General features: G+C 64.0%; 15 protein-coding genes. 2 read left to right on the forward strand and 13 right to left on the reverse strand.

Annotation, left to right across the window (positions count from 1 at the left end; translation table 11 throughout):
• Positions 1-36: 36 nt before the first annotated feature.
• The 9 genes from CVM73_RS13140 to CVM73_RS13180 all read right to left on the reverse strand — a co-directional run bounded on the left by CVM73_RS13140 (position 37) and on the right by CVM73_RS13180 (position 10,739).
• Positions 37-1,851: a long-chain-acyl-CoA synthetase gene (locus CVM73_RS13140; protein WP_100232413.1), complete on the reverse strand. Its 1,815-nt coding sequence runs from the start codon at positions 1,849-1,851 to the stop codon at positions 37-39.
• Positions 1,852-2,075: 224 nt separating this feature from the next.
• Positions 2,076-2,318, reverse strand: a complete 243-nt coding sequence (locus CVM73_RS13145) for a DUF3551 domain-containing protein (RefSeq protein ID WP_208639200.1) — start codon at positions 2,316-2,318, stop codon at positions 2,076-2,078.
• Between the two features lie 57 nt (positions 2,319-2,375).
• Positions 2,376-2,654, reverse strand: a complete 279-nt coding sequence (locus CVM73_RS13150) for a DUF3551 domain-containing protein (RefSeq protein ID WP_100232567.1) — start codon at positions 2,652-2,654, stop codon at positions 2,376-2,378.
• A 118-nt stretch (positions 2,655-2,772) separates the two neighbouring features.
• The gene (gene htpG / locus CVM73_RS13155) at positions 2,773-4,650 is read right to left on the reverse strand and encodes a molecular chaperone HtpG (protein WP_100232415.1); all 1,878 of its coding nucleotides are present in this window, start codon (positions 4,648-4,650) and stop codon (positions 2,773-2,775) included.
• Positions 4,651-4,765: 115 nt separating this feature from the next.
• Positions 4,766-5,173: a hypothetical protein gene (locus CVM73_RS13160; RefSeq protein ID WP_100232416.1), complete on the reverse strand. Its 408-nt coding sequence runs from the start codon at positions 5,171-5,173 to the stop codon at positions 4,766-4,768.
• Between the two features lie 271 nt (positions 5,174-5,444).
• Entirely contained in the window at positions 5,445-7,526 is a 2,082-nt protein-coding gene (locus CVM73_RS13165) for a tetratricopeptide repeat-containing protein (protein WP_100232417.1), read from the reverse strand.
• A 57-nt stretch (positions 7,527-7,583) separates the two neighbouring features.
• Positions 7,584-8,723 (reverse strand): patatin-like phospholipase family protein, encoded by a 1,140-nt coding sequence (locus tag CVM73_RS13170; RefSeq protein ID WP_100232568.1) that lies wholly within the window; start codon positions 8,721-8,723, stop codon positions 7,584-7,586.
• 454 nt (positions 8,724-9,177) lie between these two features.
• Complete coding sequence (locus CVM73_RS13175) at positions 9,178-9,792, reverse strand: nuclear transport factor 2 family protein (protein ID WP_100232569.1); 615 nt, start codon at positions 9,790-9,792, stop codon at positions 9,178-9,180.
• A gap of 140 nt (positions 9,793-9,932) precedes the next feature.
• Positions 9,933-10,739 (reverse strand): response regulator, encoded by an 807-nt coding sequence (locus CVM73_RS13180; RefSeq protein WP_100232418.1) that lies wholly within the window; start codon positions 10,737-10,739, stop codon positions 9,933-9,935.
• A 212-nt stretch (positions 10,740-10,951) separates the two neighbouring features.
• Between CVM73_RS13180 and CVM73_RS13185 the strand changes: the two genes are divergently transcribed.
• The gene (locus CVM73_RS13185) at positions 10,952-11,185 is read left to right on the forward strand and encodes a NepR family anti-sigma factor (RefSeq protein ID WP_024337325.1); all 234 of its coding nucleotides are present in this window, start codon (positions 10,952-10,954) and stop codon (positions 11,183-11,185) included.
• Positions 11,185-11,733 carry a sigma-70 family RNA polymerase sigma factor gene (locus CVM73_RS13190; protein WP_018316216.1) on the forward strand — a complete coding sequence of 183 codons (549 nt, stop codon included), beginning with the start codon at positions 11,185-11,187 and terminating at the stop codon, positions 11,731-11,733. Before CVM73_RS13185 ends, CVM73_RS13190 begins: the two co-directional genes overlap by 1 nt.
• A 91-nt stretch (positions 11,734-11,824) precedes the next feature.
• Here the strand turns inward: CVM73_RS13190 and CVM73_RS13195 are convergent, their stop codons facing one another.
• The 4 genes from CVM73_RS13195 to CVM73_RS13210 all read right to left on the reverse strand — a co-directional run bounded on the left by CVM73_RS13195 (position 11,825) and on the right by CVM73_RS13210 (position 16,601).
• A complete protein-coding gene (locus tag CVM73_RS13195; RefSeq protein ID WP_100232419.1) occupies positions 11,825-12,538 on the reverse strand; it encodes a nitroreductase in 714 nt (237 codons plus the stop codon).
• A 131-nt stretch (positions 12,539-12,669) separates the two neighbouring features.
• On the reverse strand, positions 12,670-13,914 hold the full coding sequence (locus CVM73_RS13200) for an acyl-CoA dehydrogenase (protein WP_100232570.1): 1,245 nt from the start codon (positions 13,912-13,914) through the stop codon (positions 12,670-12,672).
• Positions 13,915-14,086: 172 nt separating this feature from the next.
• Positions 14,087-15,331: an acyl-CoA dehydrogenase gene (locus tag CVM73_RS13205; protein ID WP_100232420.1), complete on the reverse strand. Its 1,245-nt coding sequence runs from the start codon at positions 15,329-15,331 to the stop codon at positions 14,087-14,089.
• Positions 15,332-15,473: 142 nt separating this feature from the next.
• Positions 15,474-16,601 carry an acyl-CoA dehydrogenase family protein gene (locus CVM73_RS13210; RefSeq protein WP_100232421.1) on the reverse strand — a complete coding sequence of 376 codons (1,128 nt, stop codon included), beginning with the start codon at positions 16,599-16,601 and terminating at the stop codon, positions 15,474-15,476.
• Between the last annotated feature and the right edge of the window lie 22 nt (positions 16,602-16,623).

Genomic DNA, 16,623 nt, shown 5'->3' on the forward strand with positions numbered 1-16,623 from the left:
AGATAAAATTGGACCTATCTCTCGATTTTGGTGCCGCTACAGCCTGATCGTACCGTCCGAGATTGCCGCATACGCCTCCCCGTCCAGCCCCACATAGGCACCGGACTTCGGATCGAGCACGAACAGCGGATCGGAGATCGCGGCCGGGTCAAATCCCTCGCGCGCGAGATCCCCCTTCTTCTGCTTGAAGGTCTCGGTGGCATCGAGATCGCGCGAGATGCGGATGAAGACCGGGCGGGCGTAAGCCGGCAGGCGCTGCGCGAGATGTGCGGGCAACGCGGTGACGTCAAAGCCCTCGTTCACGACGATCGCGCTCATGCCGGCCCGGCCGTCGGTGCCGGGAATGCCGACGCCGTAGGTGGTGGCATCGACCACGCCGGTGAAATCGCGCACGGCGTCGTTGACCTCCGAGGTCGCGACGTTCTCGCCCTTCCAGCGGAAGGTGTCGCCGATGCGGTCGACGAAGTGGAAAAAGCCCTTGTCGTCGATCCGCATCAGATCGCCGGTACGGAACCAGGCATCGCCCTTGGCGAAGACGTCGCGCAGGATCTTCTTCTCGGTCTCACCGGCATCGGTGTAGCCCTCGAAGCGGCCGCCTCCCTCCTCCGCGGCGCCGATGCGGCCGATCGCCTCGCCGGCCTCGCCGCGCGCGCAGGCGATGCAAAAGCCTTCGTCGCCGCGTAGCGGCATGCCGCCGTCGGGGTCGAGCTTGACGAGACTCGCCGGAAAGCGGTGCGCGAGCAGCGGCGGGATGCGCCCGATCGCGCCCGGCTGTCCTTCGACGTTGAACAGTGAGAAATTGCCTTCCGTCGCCGCGTAGAATTCGAGGATGCGCGGAATGGAAAAGCGCGCCTGAAAATCCTCCCAGATGTCGCCACGCAGGCCATTGCCGCAGACGAGCCGCAAGCGGTGCCGGTTCTCGTATTCCGACGGCGGGGCCTTCAGCAGGTAGCGGCAGAGCTCGCCGATATACTGGAACAGCGTGCAGTCATGCCGCACGATGTCGGGCCAGAAATGCGAGGCCGAAAACCTCTCGACAATCACCACCGAGCCGCCGGCAGCCAGCATGCTGCACGGCGCGACGATGCCGCCGACCGAGTGGAATAGCGGCAGGCAATCGTAGAGCCGGTCCTGCGGCGTCGCGCCGGTGAGACCGGCGAACCAGAAGCCCCAGTTGAGGATGCGGCGATGGCTGATGCTCGCCGCCTTGGGCAGGCCGGTCGTGCCGGAGGTGTAGATCAGCAGCGCGCGGTCGTCGATGGTGACGTCGCCACGCTCCTCCTTCAGCAGCGGACCGTCGTCGAGCGCGGCGAGCGCGACGTCGACGGAGCGCTCGCTACGGGCATCGCCATGAGTCCAGATCTTCGCCTCTGTCTTCAGATGCGGTTTCGCGCTCTCCAGCGTCGCCATCAGATCGTGCGCGACGATGATATGCAGGGGTCTTGCGACATCGAGGCAATGCGCGAGCGATTGGCCGACGAGCTTGGTGTTGATCAGCGCAACCACACCGCCGATCCGGCTGATGCCGAGCCAGGCGGCAACATAGTCGGCGCGGTTCGGCATGATCAGCGCAACGGTATCGCCCTTGGCCACGCCGACCGAGCGCGCCCAGCGTGCATAGCGGTTGATGCGCTTCGACAGGCCTTCATAGTCGAGCGCTGCGTCATCCGTGACCAGCGCGATGCGACCAGGCTGGCGCCGCGTCCAATCGTCGACAACGTCGGCGAACAGCCGGCCCGGCAGCGTCTCGATCCGCGCGGTGAGCTCGATGGCCTTCAGCCAGATCTTTGATGCCGACGGCGCGCGCGCGGCTTTCGTTTGCTCGATGACGCCGGTGGTCATGCCGTTCATGCTTTCGGAACGTGTCTGCTGGTCCCGGCAGCTTAGTCCACGGCGCCCTGCCCAGGTGTTAAGAGACAAGGTAAAAGCCGGTTAGTGCGCGATTAACTCTAGTGATCCTTTACCGAGCCGGTCCGATCGGCGTGCGGCCTAAGATTCTTACGAGAGAAACTCCATTCATTCGGACGCACTGCGCGTGTCCCCCAGCCCCGCTTGCGGCCGGCGATCCCCCGGCGCTAATCGCTTCGCCTGTAACGCAGGCGCGGCGGCGCGTTGACCGGATAATACGGATTGAGGTCACAGGTCGCGGCACGCCCCGAAGCGGTGGCGCGGCACTGCGGCAGAGAGGTGAAGGAGCAGTCGTACCAGTCCCCGCCACCGCCATTCGAGCCGGAATAGACATGCATGCAGACCGGATAGCGGGGATCGAAGGTCTGCCCATGCGACGGCGCGGCGGCGAGCAAGACACCGACGGCCATGGTCAGGCCGAGCGGACGATGCAACGTGAATATCCGCGGAAACGGCATTGCGGACCGCTAGTGTTGTTTCTTGTGGCGCCGGCGCGGCGGCGGGGGTTCGTCGAAGGCGTAATAGGGGTTGAGGTCGCAGCTCGCCGAACGGCCCGACGCCGTGGCGCGGCACTGCGGCAGCGAGGTGAAGGAGCAATCGAAATAGTCACCGCCGCCACCGGCGAAGCCACCGGGCGTGTAGACGTGCATGCACACGGGATAGCGTGGATCGTAGGTCTGCGCGCTGGCATCGGCCGCGACGAACAGCGCGGCAACCGCCGTGAGGGTCAAAGTCAGCAAACGCATGGAGAAATCCTCGAGTTGGTCACGGCGGCGGCGCGGACGCCAGCCCGCCTCATATGGCACAACACCACGCAAGAGGCGACTGTTCCTAGGGCAAATGACGGCAAGGTGAGCGGACGAGCTAGCCGCCCAGCCCCTGCAGCACGAGCCGGTTCAGCCTTGCCGCGAACGCCGCCGGGTCTTCCGGCAATTCGCCGTCCAGGATCTGCGCCTGTTCGAGCAGGAGCAGGCTGAGATCGTCGACGACCTTCGAGCCAGCTTGCGCCTTGGTGACCGCGGTGACCAGCGGATGGCGCAAATTGATCTCGAGGATCGGCTTGGTCTTCATGCCGCGGTTCTGCTGTGCCAAGATGCGCTCGAGCTCGCGGCTGGGGCCCTGGCTGTCGGCAACGAGGCAGGAAGCCGAGCTGGTGAGGCGCGTCGAGGCCTTGACGTCGCTGACGCGCTCGCCGAGCGCGGCCTTGATCACGGCGATGGTGGCCGCTTCATCCGCGGCCGGCTCGTCCTTCTTCGTCTCGTCCGCCTCGTCAAGGCGCGGAATCAGGTCGAGATTGAGATCGCCCTGGCTCAGTGACCTCAGCGGCTTGCCTTCGAACTCCGACGGCATCGAGGTCCAGAAAGCATCGACAGGATCGGACAGCAGCAGCACCTCGATGCCGCGCGCGGTCGCAGCTTCCAGCCGCGGATTGGACTTCAGCCGCTCGATGCTGTCGCCGACGAGATAATAGATCTCGGTCTGGTTCGGCTTGAAATCGGCGATGACCTGCTTCAGCGACCGCTTGTCGCCCGACGTGGTGGTGAAGCGCGACAGCGCGAGCAGCTTTTCGCGCCGCTCGAAATCCTCGTAGATACCTTCCTTCAGCACCGCGCCGAAGGCGTCCCAGATCTTGGCGAAATTCTCCGGATCCTTGTCGGCAAGGCTTTCGAGCTCGGAGACGACCCGGGTCGCCACGGCTTTGCGGATCTGCGCGAGCTGCGGATTGTTCTGGAGCATCTCGCGCGAGATGTTGAGCGGGAGATCCTCGCTGTCGACGACGCCGCGGATGAAGCGCAGATACCCCGGCAGCAGATCGGCATCATCGGTGATGAAGACGCGCCGGACGTAGAGCTTCACCCGACCCTTGCGGTTCGGCTCGAACAGGTCGAACGGCTTGGTCGAGGGCGCGAACAGCAGCACGGCGTAGGAGTAGCGCCCTTCCGCGCGGTAGTGCAGCGTCATCGCGGGATCGTCGAAGGCGGAGGCGATCTGCTGATAGGCCTTCTTGTAGTCGTCTGCCGTCAGCTCGGATTTGGAGCGCTGCCACAGCGCGCTCGCCGAATTGATCTGGCGCGGCTCGCCTTCTTCCGGCACCAGCTCGATCGGAAACAGGATGTTGTCCGAATAGGCCGTGACGATGCGCTCGATCTCGTAGGTCTCGAGATACTTTTTCGCGTCGTCCTTCAGATGCACGACGATCTCGGTGCCGCGCGTCACGCGCGCCGCCTCCTCGTCGCTGGCACGGGCGATTTCGAAGCCGGAGCCGCCGGAGGACGTCCAGGTCCAGACATCGCTCTCACCGGCACGGCGGCTGATCACGACGATCTTCTCGGCGACCATGAATGCGGAATAGAAGCCGACGCCGAACTGGCCGATCAGGCCGAGCCCGTCCTTGGCCTCTTTCAGCTTGGACACGAACGCCTTGGTGCCGGAACGGGCGATGGTGCCGAGGTGGTCGATCAGCTCCTGCCGCTCCATGCCGATGCCGTTGTCGGCGATCGTGAGCGTTTTGGCCGCCTTGTTCGGGATGATACGGATCTTGAGCGCGTCGCCCTCTCCCAGCAGAGCTGGACTCGCGATAGCCTCGTAGCGCAGCTTGTCGCAGGCATCTGAGGCATTGGAGATGAGTTCGCGGAGGAAGATGTCGGTTTCCGAGTAAACGGAGTGCACCATCAGGTGCAGCAATTCGGAAACTTCGGCCTGGAAAGGCTGCGAATGCACAGCCGTATCTGACGTCGTCATGCGCTTACCCGGTCAAAACAAAAAGAGAGGAACCCGGATATAGCGCGAGGCGACGGCGGATCAAGAGGATGTGAAGCATCCGCCCGGCGGGGACACCGCCACAACAGGCCGCGGATCAGGTCACGCAGCGGCCGGGCTGGAGCAGCCTTGCGACCTCGGTCAGGGAGCTGACCATCGGCTCACAGGCGATCGTCGGCTTGCTGCGAGGCTTCTTCTGGTTCTGGAGCAGCACCGGCGGCTTGGCGTTGCCGCTCTCGATCACCGCGGGGACCCGCAGCAGCACCGACGTATCGGCGAGGTCGTTCAGCCGCATCGACACCGTGCGGGTAGGAACTGCTGCCGGCTTGATCTCCGCGAGCCGGTCCGCCTTCGCGGCGCGATTGACGTCGTGGCTCGGCTTGTCAGCCTTGTCGGCGACCGCTTGCCAGCGGTCGGCCAGATCGTGGCCGGAGGCTAATTGCACGGCGCCGAGCGTGGCGACAATAGCGACGGCGCTCAAAAATACCTTTTGAATCTGTGACATGGCTGTCGATCCCTCGCCCCATGGCGATCGCGGGAACAACGCCGCCGGAGGATCGGGGGTTCTCGACCGCTACGATCACTTAACCGTGTGCGAAAAATGCCGCAGGGTCGGCAAAATATTTCGCAAGCCGTGGAACGACTCTGCCAGTCGGGAGTCGTCTCAGCAGCCGGCTATTCCCCCCTGCCCCATAAGCCGGCGACGTAGGGCGCGACTGTGGTGATGCCAGTCGCGCCTTACTTTTTTTCGCCCATTGCCGCTGCCCGGCTTCGACTCACGACCCGCCGGCCTTCAGCAATTGCCGCGCGTCGAGCTCGACCGTCTTGAATCCCCAGTCCGCCGCGACGGTCACGAGATGCGCCGTGCCCCCGGGGCCGTCGGGGTCCTTCTCGCGATTGTAGAGCGCGACCAGCGTCAGGTAACGCGCTTGCGTGGCGAGGGCGTTGAACATCATCCAGAGATTATTCCGCTGCCAGATATCGTAACCCTTCCTGCCGGAGAGCCAGCGCGGCAAGTCCTTGGATTCGGCGAGCACGCGAGGCGCCACCCGTTGGCAGAGTTGCTGGTATCGCATCACCCAATCGACCCCTCCATGATTGACCGATTCGGCCTGGAACTGGGCCTCCGGCAAGGCCAGCAAGAGCTGTGTCGGGATGCCGAGCTCGTTGCAGACCTCGTGGAACAGGATATCACTGCCGCAAGCCCCGCCTGCGATGCCGAAGGCGACGCCGCCATTCTCGTTCATCTCGTCCTTGACCGCCTTTTCGATCATCTTGCGCGCCGCGGCCACGGCCTCGGGCGTGTTGGGAAAACGCGGGTCGTTCTTGTCCCGGCGGGGCGTGTCCAGCATATGACCCGTGAACAGGATGACCCGCACGGGTAGGGCCGCTGGTTTATCCGGCGCAGCCTGGTTCATCTCCTTCAGCGCGGCTTCGACATTTGCCGACAGCACCCCGAGCGCGCGAAACAGCAGGAGATTGCGCCGCGCCGCGTCGATTTCGAAGGGGCCCGCATTTGCCAGGCCCCTTCGATAGGCGGTCCCGGCTTGTGCCGGCTTCTCGGCAGTCAGGAATGTCAGGTCCGCACGGCTGATTTCCTTCCAGACGTCGAACTTCTCGCCCTTCCGCACCACCTTGTCATCGTTGCCGACGGCGAGGTGTAACGCCGCAGCGAGACGACCGGCGCGGCGTTCGCTGGTCTTGAGAGCAACGATCGCCGCGTCCCCGTCATCGAAAGTTTCAGCCCAGACGTCGGGAAGCGCCTTGGCGAGACTGATCTGGATCGTCAGCATCGCAAGCGCGTTGATCCCCGCATAGAAGCTGTCCAGATCTTCGGCGAAGCCATCGAGATAATGCTGGATGGCGGAGGCAAGATGTGGCGAGCGGAGAGCCGCCTCGCGTTGCGCGTCGGGGGACGCTGCGGCCTGCCAATCGTCGATCCATCGCGTCTTGGCGTTGCTTCCCAGCAGTGAATGTCCTTCGGCGCGGTGAAACCGCCGCTCCGCCGATTCCTTGGGCGTCTCATCGCGATCATTCGGCGGCATCGTGCGGGCGAGCACCCGATTGATCGCCAGCTCCGAACGCGTGATGCAGTCGAGCTTTGAATCGGGACCAAGGGCCCTGGCCGCCAGCTTCTGATAGATCGTGCCCAGCCGGTAATTGGCCTGAAAATCGTTGCTGTCCAGGCCCCGAAGCAGTTCGAACGTCTCCTTGGCTCCGGCGAAGGCCTTGATCCGAAATTGCGCGTCGCCGACAATCCGCAATCCCGCGCTCCCCCATTCGAAACCGCGGACCTCCTGAGCGAGCAGCCGCAGGTCGCCGGCGCGGCCCGCCTTTTGCGCGATCTCGACCTCTTCCTGGAAATCGAACGGCACGACCATGAGCGCAGCCCGGTCGTGCGGCGTCAGACGCGGGAGCAACTTGAAGACCGGGCTGTCCTTGTTGGTGTCCGCAAGCGTCGCCTTGAGCGACTCGAGAAAGCCGGGGAGCGCGGCGGCGGGGTTCGCCGGGTCGTATTGGCCATATCGATCGGTTTGAAGATCAAACGGATACTTGTCCTGTGTGTCCTTGGCGCGCATCAGCAGGGTGTGCCGATCGCGCAGACCGTGCCGGATACCAAGCTCGTAGAATACGTTGGCGTTGTGGATGGAGACGTCGGCGATCACCAGATCGGAGAGCACCAGCAGCCGGAACATATCCTCCCGAATATTGCCCTGCCGCGTGATCTCGAGCGTGGTGCGGCCTTCAATCCCGGCCAGCGTGAGCGCAGGTCCGATCAGATCCCTTTCCACCCGATCGAAATCGATGCCGTCCTGCGTACCGAAGGGACGAACGATGAAAGCGCGCGTTACTTCCATAATTGAGATCCTCAGGTCTGGATCGGAAGCCTGCGTCTGAGCACGGCCGCCGCCGGATCAGCTCACATCGAAGCAGGGCGGGAAGTGTTCCGGCTTGACCTGCTCCTTCGCGGCAAGCTTCCCGATGTCGGCAAGGGCCGCGATATTGTTGGGATCATCCATCGCCGCGATCTTCGCGACAGCTTCCGGCGCCAGGTCGAGCTTGACCGTGGTCTTCAGCCAGTCGGGCTCCAGGAGCACGTTATAGCGTGCATAGGTGGCCAGTTGCGGGCCGCTCTTGCTGTCCAGCTTCATATCCCCCACCGCGCTGTCGATCGCCCATGGCGTCAGGCAGTTCGTCAGCCATTGCAGCATTGCCTGATTGACGCGCCCGCAATCATCCATGAGCGATTGCAGCGATCGCAGGCCCTGCTCGGCCGCCGCCATGCCCGTGATCTGTCCCGTCGTGAAAGTCTTCTTGAACGCGCCGGTGCCGACCGAGACCAGCAACAACTTGTCTCTGCCGGTTGGCCAGTGAAAACCATGGCCATCGAGCGCGGCCAGCATCAGCAGTTGCAACGACGGGTCGTTGAAAGGGCTCACACCGCCGTCGACGAACGCGCCGGCGACGACGTTTCCCTGACGCGAGGAGATGTCGATCTCCTGAGGCTTGAAATAGGTCGGTGCTGCCGTGCTCGCCCGGACCACCTTGGTCAAATGCAACTTGCCGTCCTGCGCGGCATATCGAGCGGCGGGATGGTTGTGCAGCGGCCAGGGACTGCCCGTGTCGAGGCGCTTCGTCATGATCATCAGGCCGGTGCGGATGCGCTCGCTGTCGAGCGTTGTATCTGCCCCGAGCTGCGCATCGAGCGCAGCTTGAAGTGGTTCAGATTTGAACTTTGGCGCCAGCAGCCCGAGCCTCCAGAACTCGGCCTGGAAAACATCCGTCCCGATCCCGGTGTAGAGCTTCTTGAGTTGCTCCACCGTCAATCCGCAGGCCAGACCGGCCGCAATGATCGACCCGGTCGATGTCCCCCCGATGAGGTCGAAATAGTCGCAGAGCAGGAATTTCGGGTCATTGAAGCGTTTCCTGAACTCGCGCTCCATGACTTCAAGATATTCGAGGGTGAGAATGCCGCGTATCCCACCACCATCGAGCGCCAGTATCCGCTTTGGTCCGTTCGTCGCGTCCAGATGTTGTTGCTTGGTCTTGGGCATCCGACCCTCCCAGGCGGCAAAGGCTGCCGGCGATGCCGGCTGCAGCAATTCGATAGTTCAAAATTCTCGTATTCGACGGCTACGAAATGTGCCGCGGCTTCAAATTCATCCGACCTTCAAGATCGGTCGCTTCAAGATGACCATCATGCACGAAACACATCCTAAAGTATAGTGGTCGAGATTACCGACCGAGAAGGTCAGACCGCCCTCGCCATCGTTCGTGGCATCGCGCTGGGAATGCAGAAAAATCACCAGACGGTGTGCGGCAGACGCTGGAGCCTTGGCTGAGGCGAAGCAAGAAATTCATGAAGCAGCTTCCTGTCGCCAATCAAAACAGAGCCGAGCAGTTACGTCCGGTGATTGCCGGCTGAAGGGGTGTCCACGCTAAACAGGATCAGGCGGCATGGCGCCGTTGGCCGTCAAACACGACAGCACGCTCCCATCGCTCGATGCGTCAAGACACCTTCCCTGCCAGCCATATCCGTCCCTCGCCATACAGCTTCTCGACCTCGGCGCCGGTGAGGCCCGGCATGTCGCGCTTGACCTTGTAGCCGATCAGCTCCTGCATGTAGGCGAGGTGGCGGTAGCCTTCAGGCAGCGCGGCGAGCGCCTTCTGGTCGAGGCGGAGTGTCGCGGCGGGATCGACCGGATCGATCCGGTCCTTCTCGTAGATCGGCTGGCGGCGGACGATGCCCCAATTGCCAATTCCTGATTGGTCCTGCCGCTTCTCCAGGAAATCGTAGAAGCGGCCGGTACAGACGACGTCGCAGAGCACGTCGTGCACGAGGGCGCGCTGCGAGATCGTCATCTTGGTCTGGGCGATGGCCCGCGCTCCCGCGAGATCGATGCTGGTGCCGCCGAGGAAGTGCAGGATGCGCACGCCCCTGGCAAAGCCCTCCTGGCTGACGCGCATGAAATCCCGCGCCGGTCCCTGAAACCAGGTGGCGGACATCCAGCCCTCGTCATGCCACACCGTGGCAAAGCGCTCCCAATCGCCGGCGTCGCGCCACACCGCCCAGTTCTCGACGAGGTCGCGAATGGCGAGGCGATCGGGGAGTTGCTGGTCCATGAGGCACATCTCCGACTGGGATAGACGCATGAGGTATGAGCGGCGAAGTGGATGCGCGTCAAGCGCGGAAGGCCGATACGAAAAATCCGGCGTGCCTTGCGGCACGCCGGATCAGATTGTTTCGCGAAATGGCGCTTCCCTTAAGCCGCCGGCGCTTTCGGCGTGCGGTTGCGCGAGTTGCGCTGGAAGAACAGCGCCTGGCTCGCCACCGCCGACACCATCGCGGGCTGGAACGGCTTTGAGATCAGGAACGCCGGCTCGGGACGCTCGCCGGTGAGGAAGCGCTCCGGATAGGCGGTGATGAACACCACCGGCACCTCGAAGGTGCGCAGCAGTTCGTTGACCGCGTCCAGCCCCGACGAGCCGTCGGCGAGCTGAATGTCGGCCAGGATCAGGCCGGGCCGCCTGTTCTTGGCCAGCGCCACCGCGTCGGCATGTGTGCGCGCGACGCCGACGACGTTATGGCCGAGATTCTTCACCAGGCTCTCGAGGTCCATGGCGATGAAGGTCTCGTCCTCGATGATCAGCACGTCGGTCGCGATCTCGGCCGCCATCTCGCGTCCGGCAGCGTCCGCAAGCCGCCGCGTCTCCGCGACGTCGGTGCCGAGAATGAAGGCGACTTCCTCTTCCGAAAAGCCCTCGAGCGACAGCAGCAGGAAGGCCTGACGCGGCAGCGGCGTGATGTTCGACAGCCGCCGCTCCGGCGGCATCGGCAGGGTCGTGACCTCGGCGTCGTCGTTGACGGAGACCGAATTCCAGATCTGGGTGAACAGCCGAAACAGGCCGGCCCGTGGCCCACGGCTCTCGTCGAGCACCGACGGATCTCCCAGCATGGCTTCCAACATGGCTGCGACATAGGCGTCACCGGAGGCCTGGCTGCCCGTCAGGGCGCGCGCGTATCGGCGCAACAACGGCAAGTGTTCAGCAACAAGCTGTGAACGGGACATCCCCACTCCATTCGTCTCCGGGCCAACGTCAAGCGTCACGCGGGGGGCCCGGGTTCCCCTGCTGGGCTGATTACGCATCACGTCAAGAAAAGTTCCGCCGCGCTGGGAACTTTTTCGCGCAGCTGGAATTGTGCCTATCCAGGGAACGGCTCCCGGTTGAGAAAACCTCTCGATTTTACAGTCACTTAACTCGGGGAAACGTGGAACAGGTCATGAAAGATCTCAAGTCTCAAGCCAGCAGAAGCACGACCCCCGGCAAGGGAGGCCTTACTCCGGAGATTCAATCCCGGATCGGGCACCAGTTGCGCGCCATGTACGACGATGTCGTGCGTCAAGGGGTTCCGGATCGGTTCGCAGAACTGATCAAGAAGCTTGATGCGCCGGGAGCGACACCCCACGTGGAAAATGAGGGCGGATCCAACGACAACAACAATGGGAGGGATTAATGCCTCTCACGGACTCCCTGCGTAACGACATCTTGGCGGCCGTGCCCAGTCTGCGCGCCTTCGCCATCTCGCTCAGCGGCAATGCGGACCGCGCCGACGATTTGGTCCAGGAGACGCTGCTGCGAGCGCTCGCCAACATCGACTCGTTCCAGCCCGGCTCCAACCTGCCGGCCTGGCTGTTCACGATTCTGCGCAACCTGTTTCGCTCCGACTATCGCAAGCGTCGGCGCGAGGTCGAGGATGCCGAAGGCAACTACGCCAAGACGCTGAAGACACAGCCTTCGCAGAACGCGCATCTCGAGTTCGAGGAGTTTCGCACGGCGCTGGACAAGCTTCCGCAGGATCAGCGTGAAGCGTTGATCCTGGTCGGCGCGTCGGGCTTCTCCTATGAGGACGCGGCCTCGATCTGCGGCTGTGCCGTCGGCACGATCAAGAGCCGCGTGAACCGCGCCCGCTCGAAGCTTGCCGCGCTGCTCTATGTCGACGGCGCCGAGGATTTCGGACCCGACGAGACCGTGCGGGCCGTGATCGGCGGCAGCGGCGGCTGACAGCCGGCGTCAATCGGACCGGGACGAGACCAAGACGGCCGTTTCCACGGCCGTCTTGGCGCGCGTCTGACGCCGAGCTCACAACACTCGATCAGACGTCCACGAAGGTTACGGTCTCGGCCACGCTCGCACGCGAGGTGCGGTAGCTGTTGACCTTGTGCGCATTGTCCGCATAGCCGAACGAAATGCCGCAGATGACGCGGCGGTCGTCGGGCAGATTGAAGTGGCGACGGATCAGGCCGGAATGCCGCGCCAGCGCTGCCTGCGGAATCGTCCCTAGCCCGAGCGCCTGCGCCGCCAGCATGAAGTTGGAGACATAGGCGCCGCAATCGATCGCACCGTAGATGCCGAGCGGCTCGTTGGTGTGGATGATGGCGACATGCGGCGCGCCGAAGAAATTGTAGTTCTCCAGCGCCTGCTTGGCGTAGGCGGCCTTGTCGCCGCGGGCGATGCCAAGCGTATTGTAGAGCTGGAAGCCGCTCTCGCGGCGGCGCTCGAGGTAGATCCCGACATATTCACGCGGCGGGGTGAAATCGTAGTCGTCGCCAAGGCCTTTTGAGGCCTCGGCGTAGATCGCCTTGCGAAAACGATCCTTGGCCTCGCCGCTGGCGATGATGACCTGCCAGGGCTGGCTGTTGCACCAGGACGCGGTGCGCTGCGCGGTGGTCAGCACGTGCTCGATGGTGGCGCGATCGACTTCCTTTGGGAGGAAGGCACGAGCCGAGTAGCGCTCGTTGAGCAGCTCTTCGAGCACGCCGATGCGATCTTCGGTGGAATGGCGTGAGTTGGATGTTTTGGCGTCCATCGCTTGTCTCGCTTTCGTGCCCCGGACGCAGCGCAGCGCTTCTTCAGCGATGCGCTGCTGAGCCGGGGCCCATTGGGGCCCTGGGTCCCGGCTCTGCGGCGCGTTGCGCCGCGTCCGGGACACGAGAGAGATTATCGTCCCTTGGTCGGGATCTTGTTGTACGGCACGTCCTTGTCAACGCGAATGTCGCCCGGCAAGCCCAGCACGCGCTCGGCGATGATGTTGCGCAGGATCTCGTCGGTGCCGCCGGCGATGCGCATCGAGGGCGAGGACAGCAGCATCTGTTGGAACTGGCCCTGCACCGTCTCCTCGTCATTGCCCGTGAGAACGCCGGCCGCGCCCTGGAGGTCCATGGCGTAGGTCGCGATATCCTGGAGCATCATGCCCGACACCAGCTTGCCGATCGAGTTCTCCGGGCCCGGCCGCTCGCCCTTCGACAGCGCCGAGATCGTGCGGTAGCTGGTGTATTTCAGCCCGCTCGACTTCGCCGCCCAGCTCGCAAGCTTCGAGCGAACGGCGGGATCGTCGATGGCGAGCCCGTCCTCCAGCATCAGATTGGAGCAGAACTCGAACATCTCAGGCACGCCGGTCGCAAGCCGCGCGCCGATCGACATGCGCTCGTTCATCAACGTGGTCAGCGACACGCTCCAGCCGTCGCCGACGGCCCCTAACCGCTGGCTGTCGGGGATCACGACGTCGGTGAAATAGACCTCGTTGAACTCCTGCATGCCGTTGGCCTGCTTGATCGGCCGCACCTCGACGCCGGGGCTCTTCATGTCCAGGAAGAACATGGTGAGGCCCTTGTGCTTGGGCACGTTGGGATCGGTGCGCGCGATCAGGAGACCGTAGTCGGAATAATGCGCGCCCGAGGTCCAGATCTTCTGGCCGTTGACGACCCAATTGTCGCCCTTCTTCTCCGCGCGCGTGCGCAGGCCGGCGACGTCGGAGCCGGCGGACGGCTCGGAGAACAGCTGGCACCAGATCTCCTCGCCCGAGGCGAGCTTCGGCAAGTAACGGCGCTTGGCGTCCTCGCTGCCGAACGCCATCACGGTCGGCCCGCACATGCCCTCGCCGATCTGGAACGGCTGCGTCAGCTTGCCGTAGACACCCTCCTCCTGCTGCCAGATCACACGCTCGATCGGCGTGGCGCCGCGGCCGCCATATTCCCTAGGCCAGTGTAGGCAGGCCCAGTTGCCTTCGAACTTCTTCTTCTGCCAGGCCTTGCCGACATCGACGATGTCATGGTTGGCAAGGCGAATGCGGCCGAGCGAGGATTTCGACAGCTCGGCATGCAGCTCCTTCGGCGCATTGGCCTCGATCCATTTGCGCGCGGTCTCGCGGAATGCGGCTTCCTGCGGGGTGTCGTCGAAATTCATCTTCGAACTCTCCTCTCTCGTGCCCCGGACGCTGCGCAGCGCCATTAGCGCGTTTACGCGCGTCTTAGACGCGCTATGGCGGTGCGCTGCAGAGCCGGGGCCCATCTGCGGCTTTCTAGGTCCCGGCTCTGCGAAGCAGCACTGCGTGCTGCATCGCGTCCGGGACGCGAACTCATCTTCCCTTGGTCGGGATCTTGTTGAACGGCACGTCCTTGTCGACACGGATGTCGCCGGGCAGGCCCAGCACCCGCTCGGCGATGATGTTCCGCATGATCTCGTCGGTGCCGCCTTCGACGCGGGTGCCCGGCGCGCGCAGCAGCATGGCCTGGAAGCGGCCCGCGACTTCGGCGTCTTCGGGGCCGCTGACGACGCCGGCCGCACCTTGCAGATCCAGCGCGTAGGTCGCGACATCCTGGATCATCGAGCCCGCCACCAGCTTGCCGATGGAGTTCTCCGGCCCCGGCCGCTCGCCCTTCGACAGCGCCGAGATCGCGCGCATGCTGGTGTAGCGCAGGCCACTCGCCTTCACTGCCCAATTGGCAAGTTTCGAGCGCACCGCGCGATCCTCGATCGCAGGCCCATCGTCGAGCATCAGGCTCGAGCAGTACTCGAACAGCTCCGGGAAACCGGTCGAGACGCCTGCGCCGATCGACATGCGCTCGTTCATCAGCGTGGTCAGCGACACGTTCCAGCCGTCGCCGACCTCGCCGAGGCGCTGATGGTCGGGAATCCGAACGTTGGTGAAATAGACTTCATTGAAGTCGGAAGCGCCGCTCGCCTGCTTGATCGGCCTGACCTCGACGCCCGGGCTCTTCATGTCCAGGAAGAACATGGTGAGGCCCTTGTGCTTGGGCACGGTGGGATCGGTGCGGGTCAGCAGGATGCCGTAGTCGGAATAATGCGCGCCCGACGTCCAGATCTTCTGGCCATTGATGACCCACTCATCACCGTCCTTCTCGGCGCGCGTGCGTAGACCCGCGACGTCGGAGCCGCCGGCCGGCTCGGAGAACAGCTGACACCACACCTTCTCGCCGGAGGCGAGCGGCGGCAGATATTTGCGCTTATGCTCCTCGCGCGCGAACGCCATCATGGTCGGCCCGCACATGCCATGGCCGATGATGAACATGTGCGAGAGCTTGCCGAACGGCCCCTCTTCCTGCTGCCAGATCACGCGCTCGATCGGCGAGGCGCCGCGGCCGCCATACTCTTTCGGCCAGTGCAGACAGGCCCAGCCGGCGTCCGCCTTCTTCTTCTGCCAAGCCTTTGCGACTTCGAGGATATTGGCGTTCTTGAGCTGCGTGCGGCCGAGCGAGGATTTGCGCAGCTCCTCCTCGTACTGCTTCGGTGCGTTGGCGCTGATCCAGGCGCGCGCTGTGGCGCGGAATTCGGCTTCCTGCGGGGTGTCGTCGAAGTTCATGGCGCTTCTCTGTCTTCGTAGGGTGGGTTAGCCGAAGGCGTAACCCACCAATTTCGTCCAACTTGCCAACCGATGGTGGGTTACGCCCCGCGGATCGCGCTTCGCGCATCCGCAGGGGCTAGCCCACCCTACGCAGCTGGCATCACGCCGCGTTCTTCTTCCGCATGCGGTCGATCAGCTGGTCCTCCCAATAGGACAGGCTGCCGAGCCCGAGTGCCATCGTATTGGCGCGGCGATAGTACATGTGGCAGTCGAACTCCCAGGTAAACCCCATACCGCCGTGAACCTGGATGTTGTTCTTGGCGCAGTGCTGGAACGCCTGTGTCGCGCTGATGCGCGCGGCGGCGGCCGCTTCCGGCAGCTCGGCCGCATTGGTGGAGAGCGCCCAGGCACCGTAATAGCTGTTGGAGCGCGCCAGCGTCGCCGAGACGTACATGTCGGCGAGCATGTGCTTGACCGCCTGGAACGAGCCGATCTGACGGCCGAAGGCGATGCGGTCGAGCGCGTAGTCACGGCCCATCTCCAGCGCGCGGTCGGCGCCGCCGACCTGCTCGAAGGCGCACAGCACCGCAGCGCGGTCGAGCACCTGGGTGAGGATGCTCCAGCCTTCGCCCGCGGCGCCAAGCGGCTCCGCTTTACAGTCTTTGAAGGTGATCTCGGCCTGCCCGCGGGTCGGATCGAGATTGGTGAGGTTCTTGACCTCGACGCCGCCGGCCTTGAGATCAACCAGGAACAACGAGATATCGCCGTCGCGCCCGTTCGATCCCGTGCGCGCGGCGACCACCGCGAAATCGGCAATGGCGCCATCGGCGACCGGCTTCTTGACGCCGTTGAGCACGCCGTTCGCTGCGGTGAGCTTGACGTTCTTCGGCGACGGATTGCCCTTGCCCTCGAACAGCGCCAGCGTGCCGATCGCCTCGCCCGAGGCGATCGCCGGCAGCCATTTCTTCTTCTGCGCGTCGCTGCCCGCGATCAGCAGTGCTTCGGCGGCGAGATACACGGTCGAGGAGAACGGCACCGGCGCGTTGGCCCGGCCCATTTCCTCCGCGATCACGCAGAGCTCGAGGTGGCCAGCGCCGGCACCGCCGAACTCCTCAGGGATCGCGACGCCGAGAAAACCCATCTCGGCGAGGCCCTTCCACAGCTCCTTGTCGTAAGGCGCCTTGCCGTCGAGCACGACCCGCACCGCCTTGGGCGAGCATTTTTCGGCGAGGAACTTGCGCGCCTGGTCGCGGAGCTGCTTTTGATCGTCGGAGAAATCGAAGTTCATGGCGGGCTACCTCTTATTCAGT

Origin of the sequence: Bradyrhizobium forestalis (assembly GCF_002795245.1) — a bacterium.
GTDB lineage: Bacteria > Pseudomonadota > Alphaproteobacteria > Rhizobiales > Xanthobacteraceae > Bradyrhizobium > Bradyrhizobium forestalis.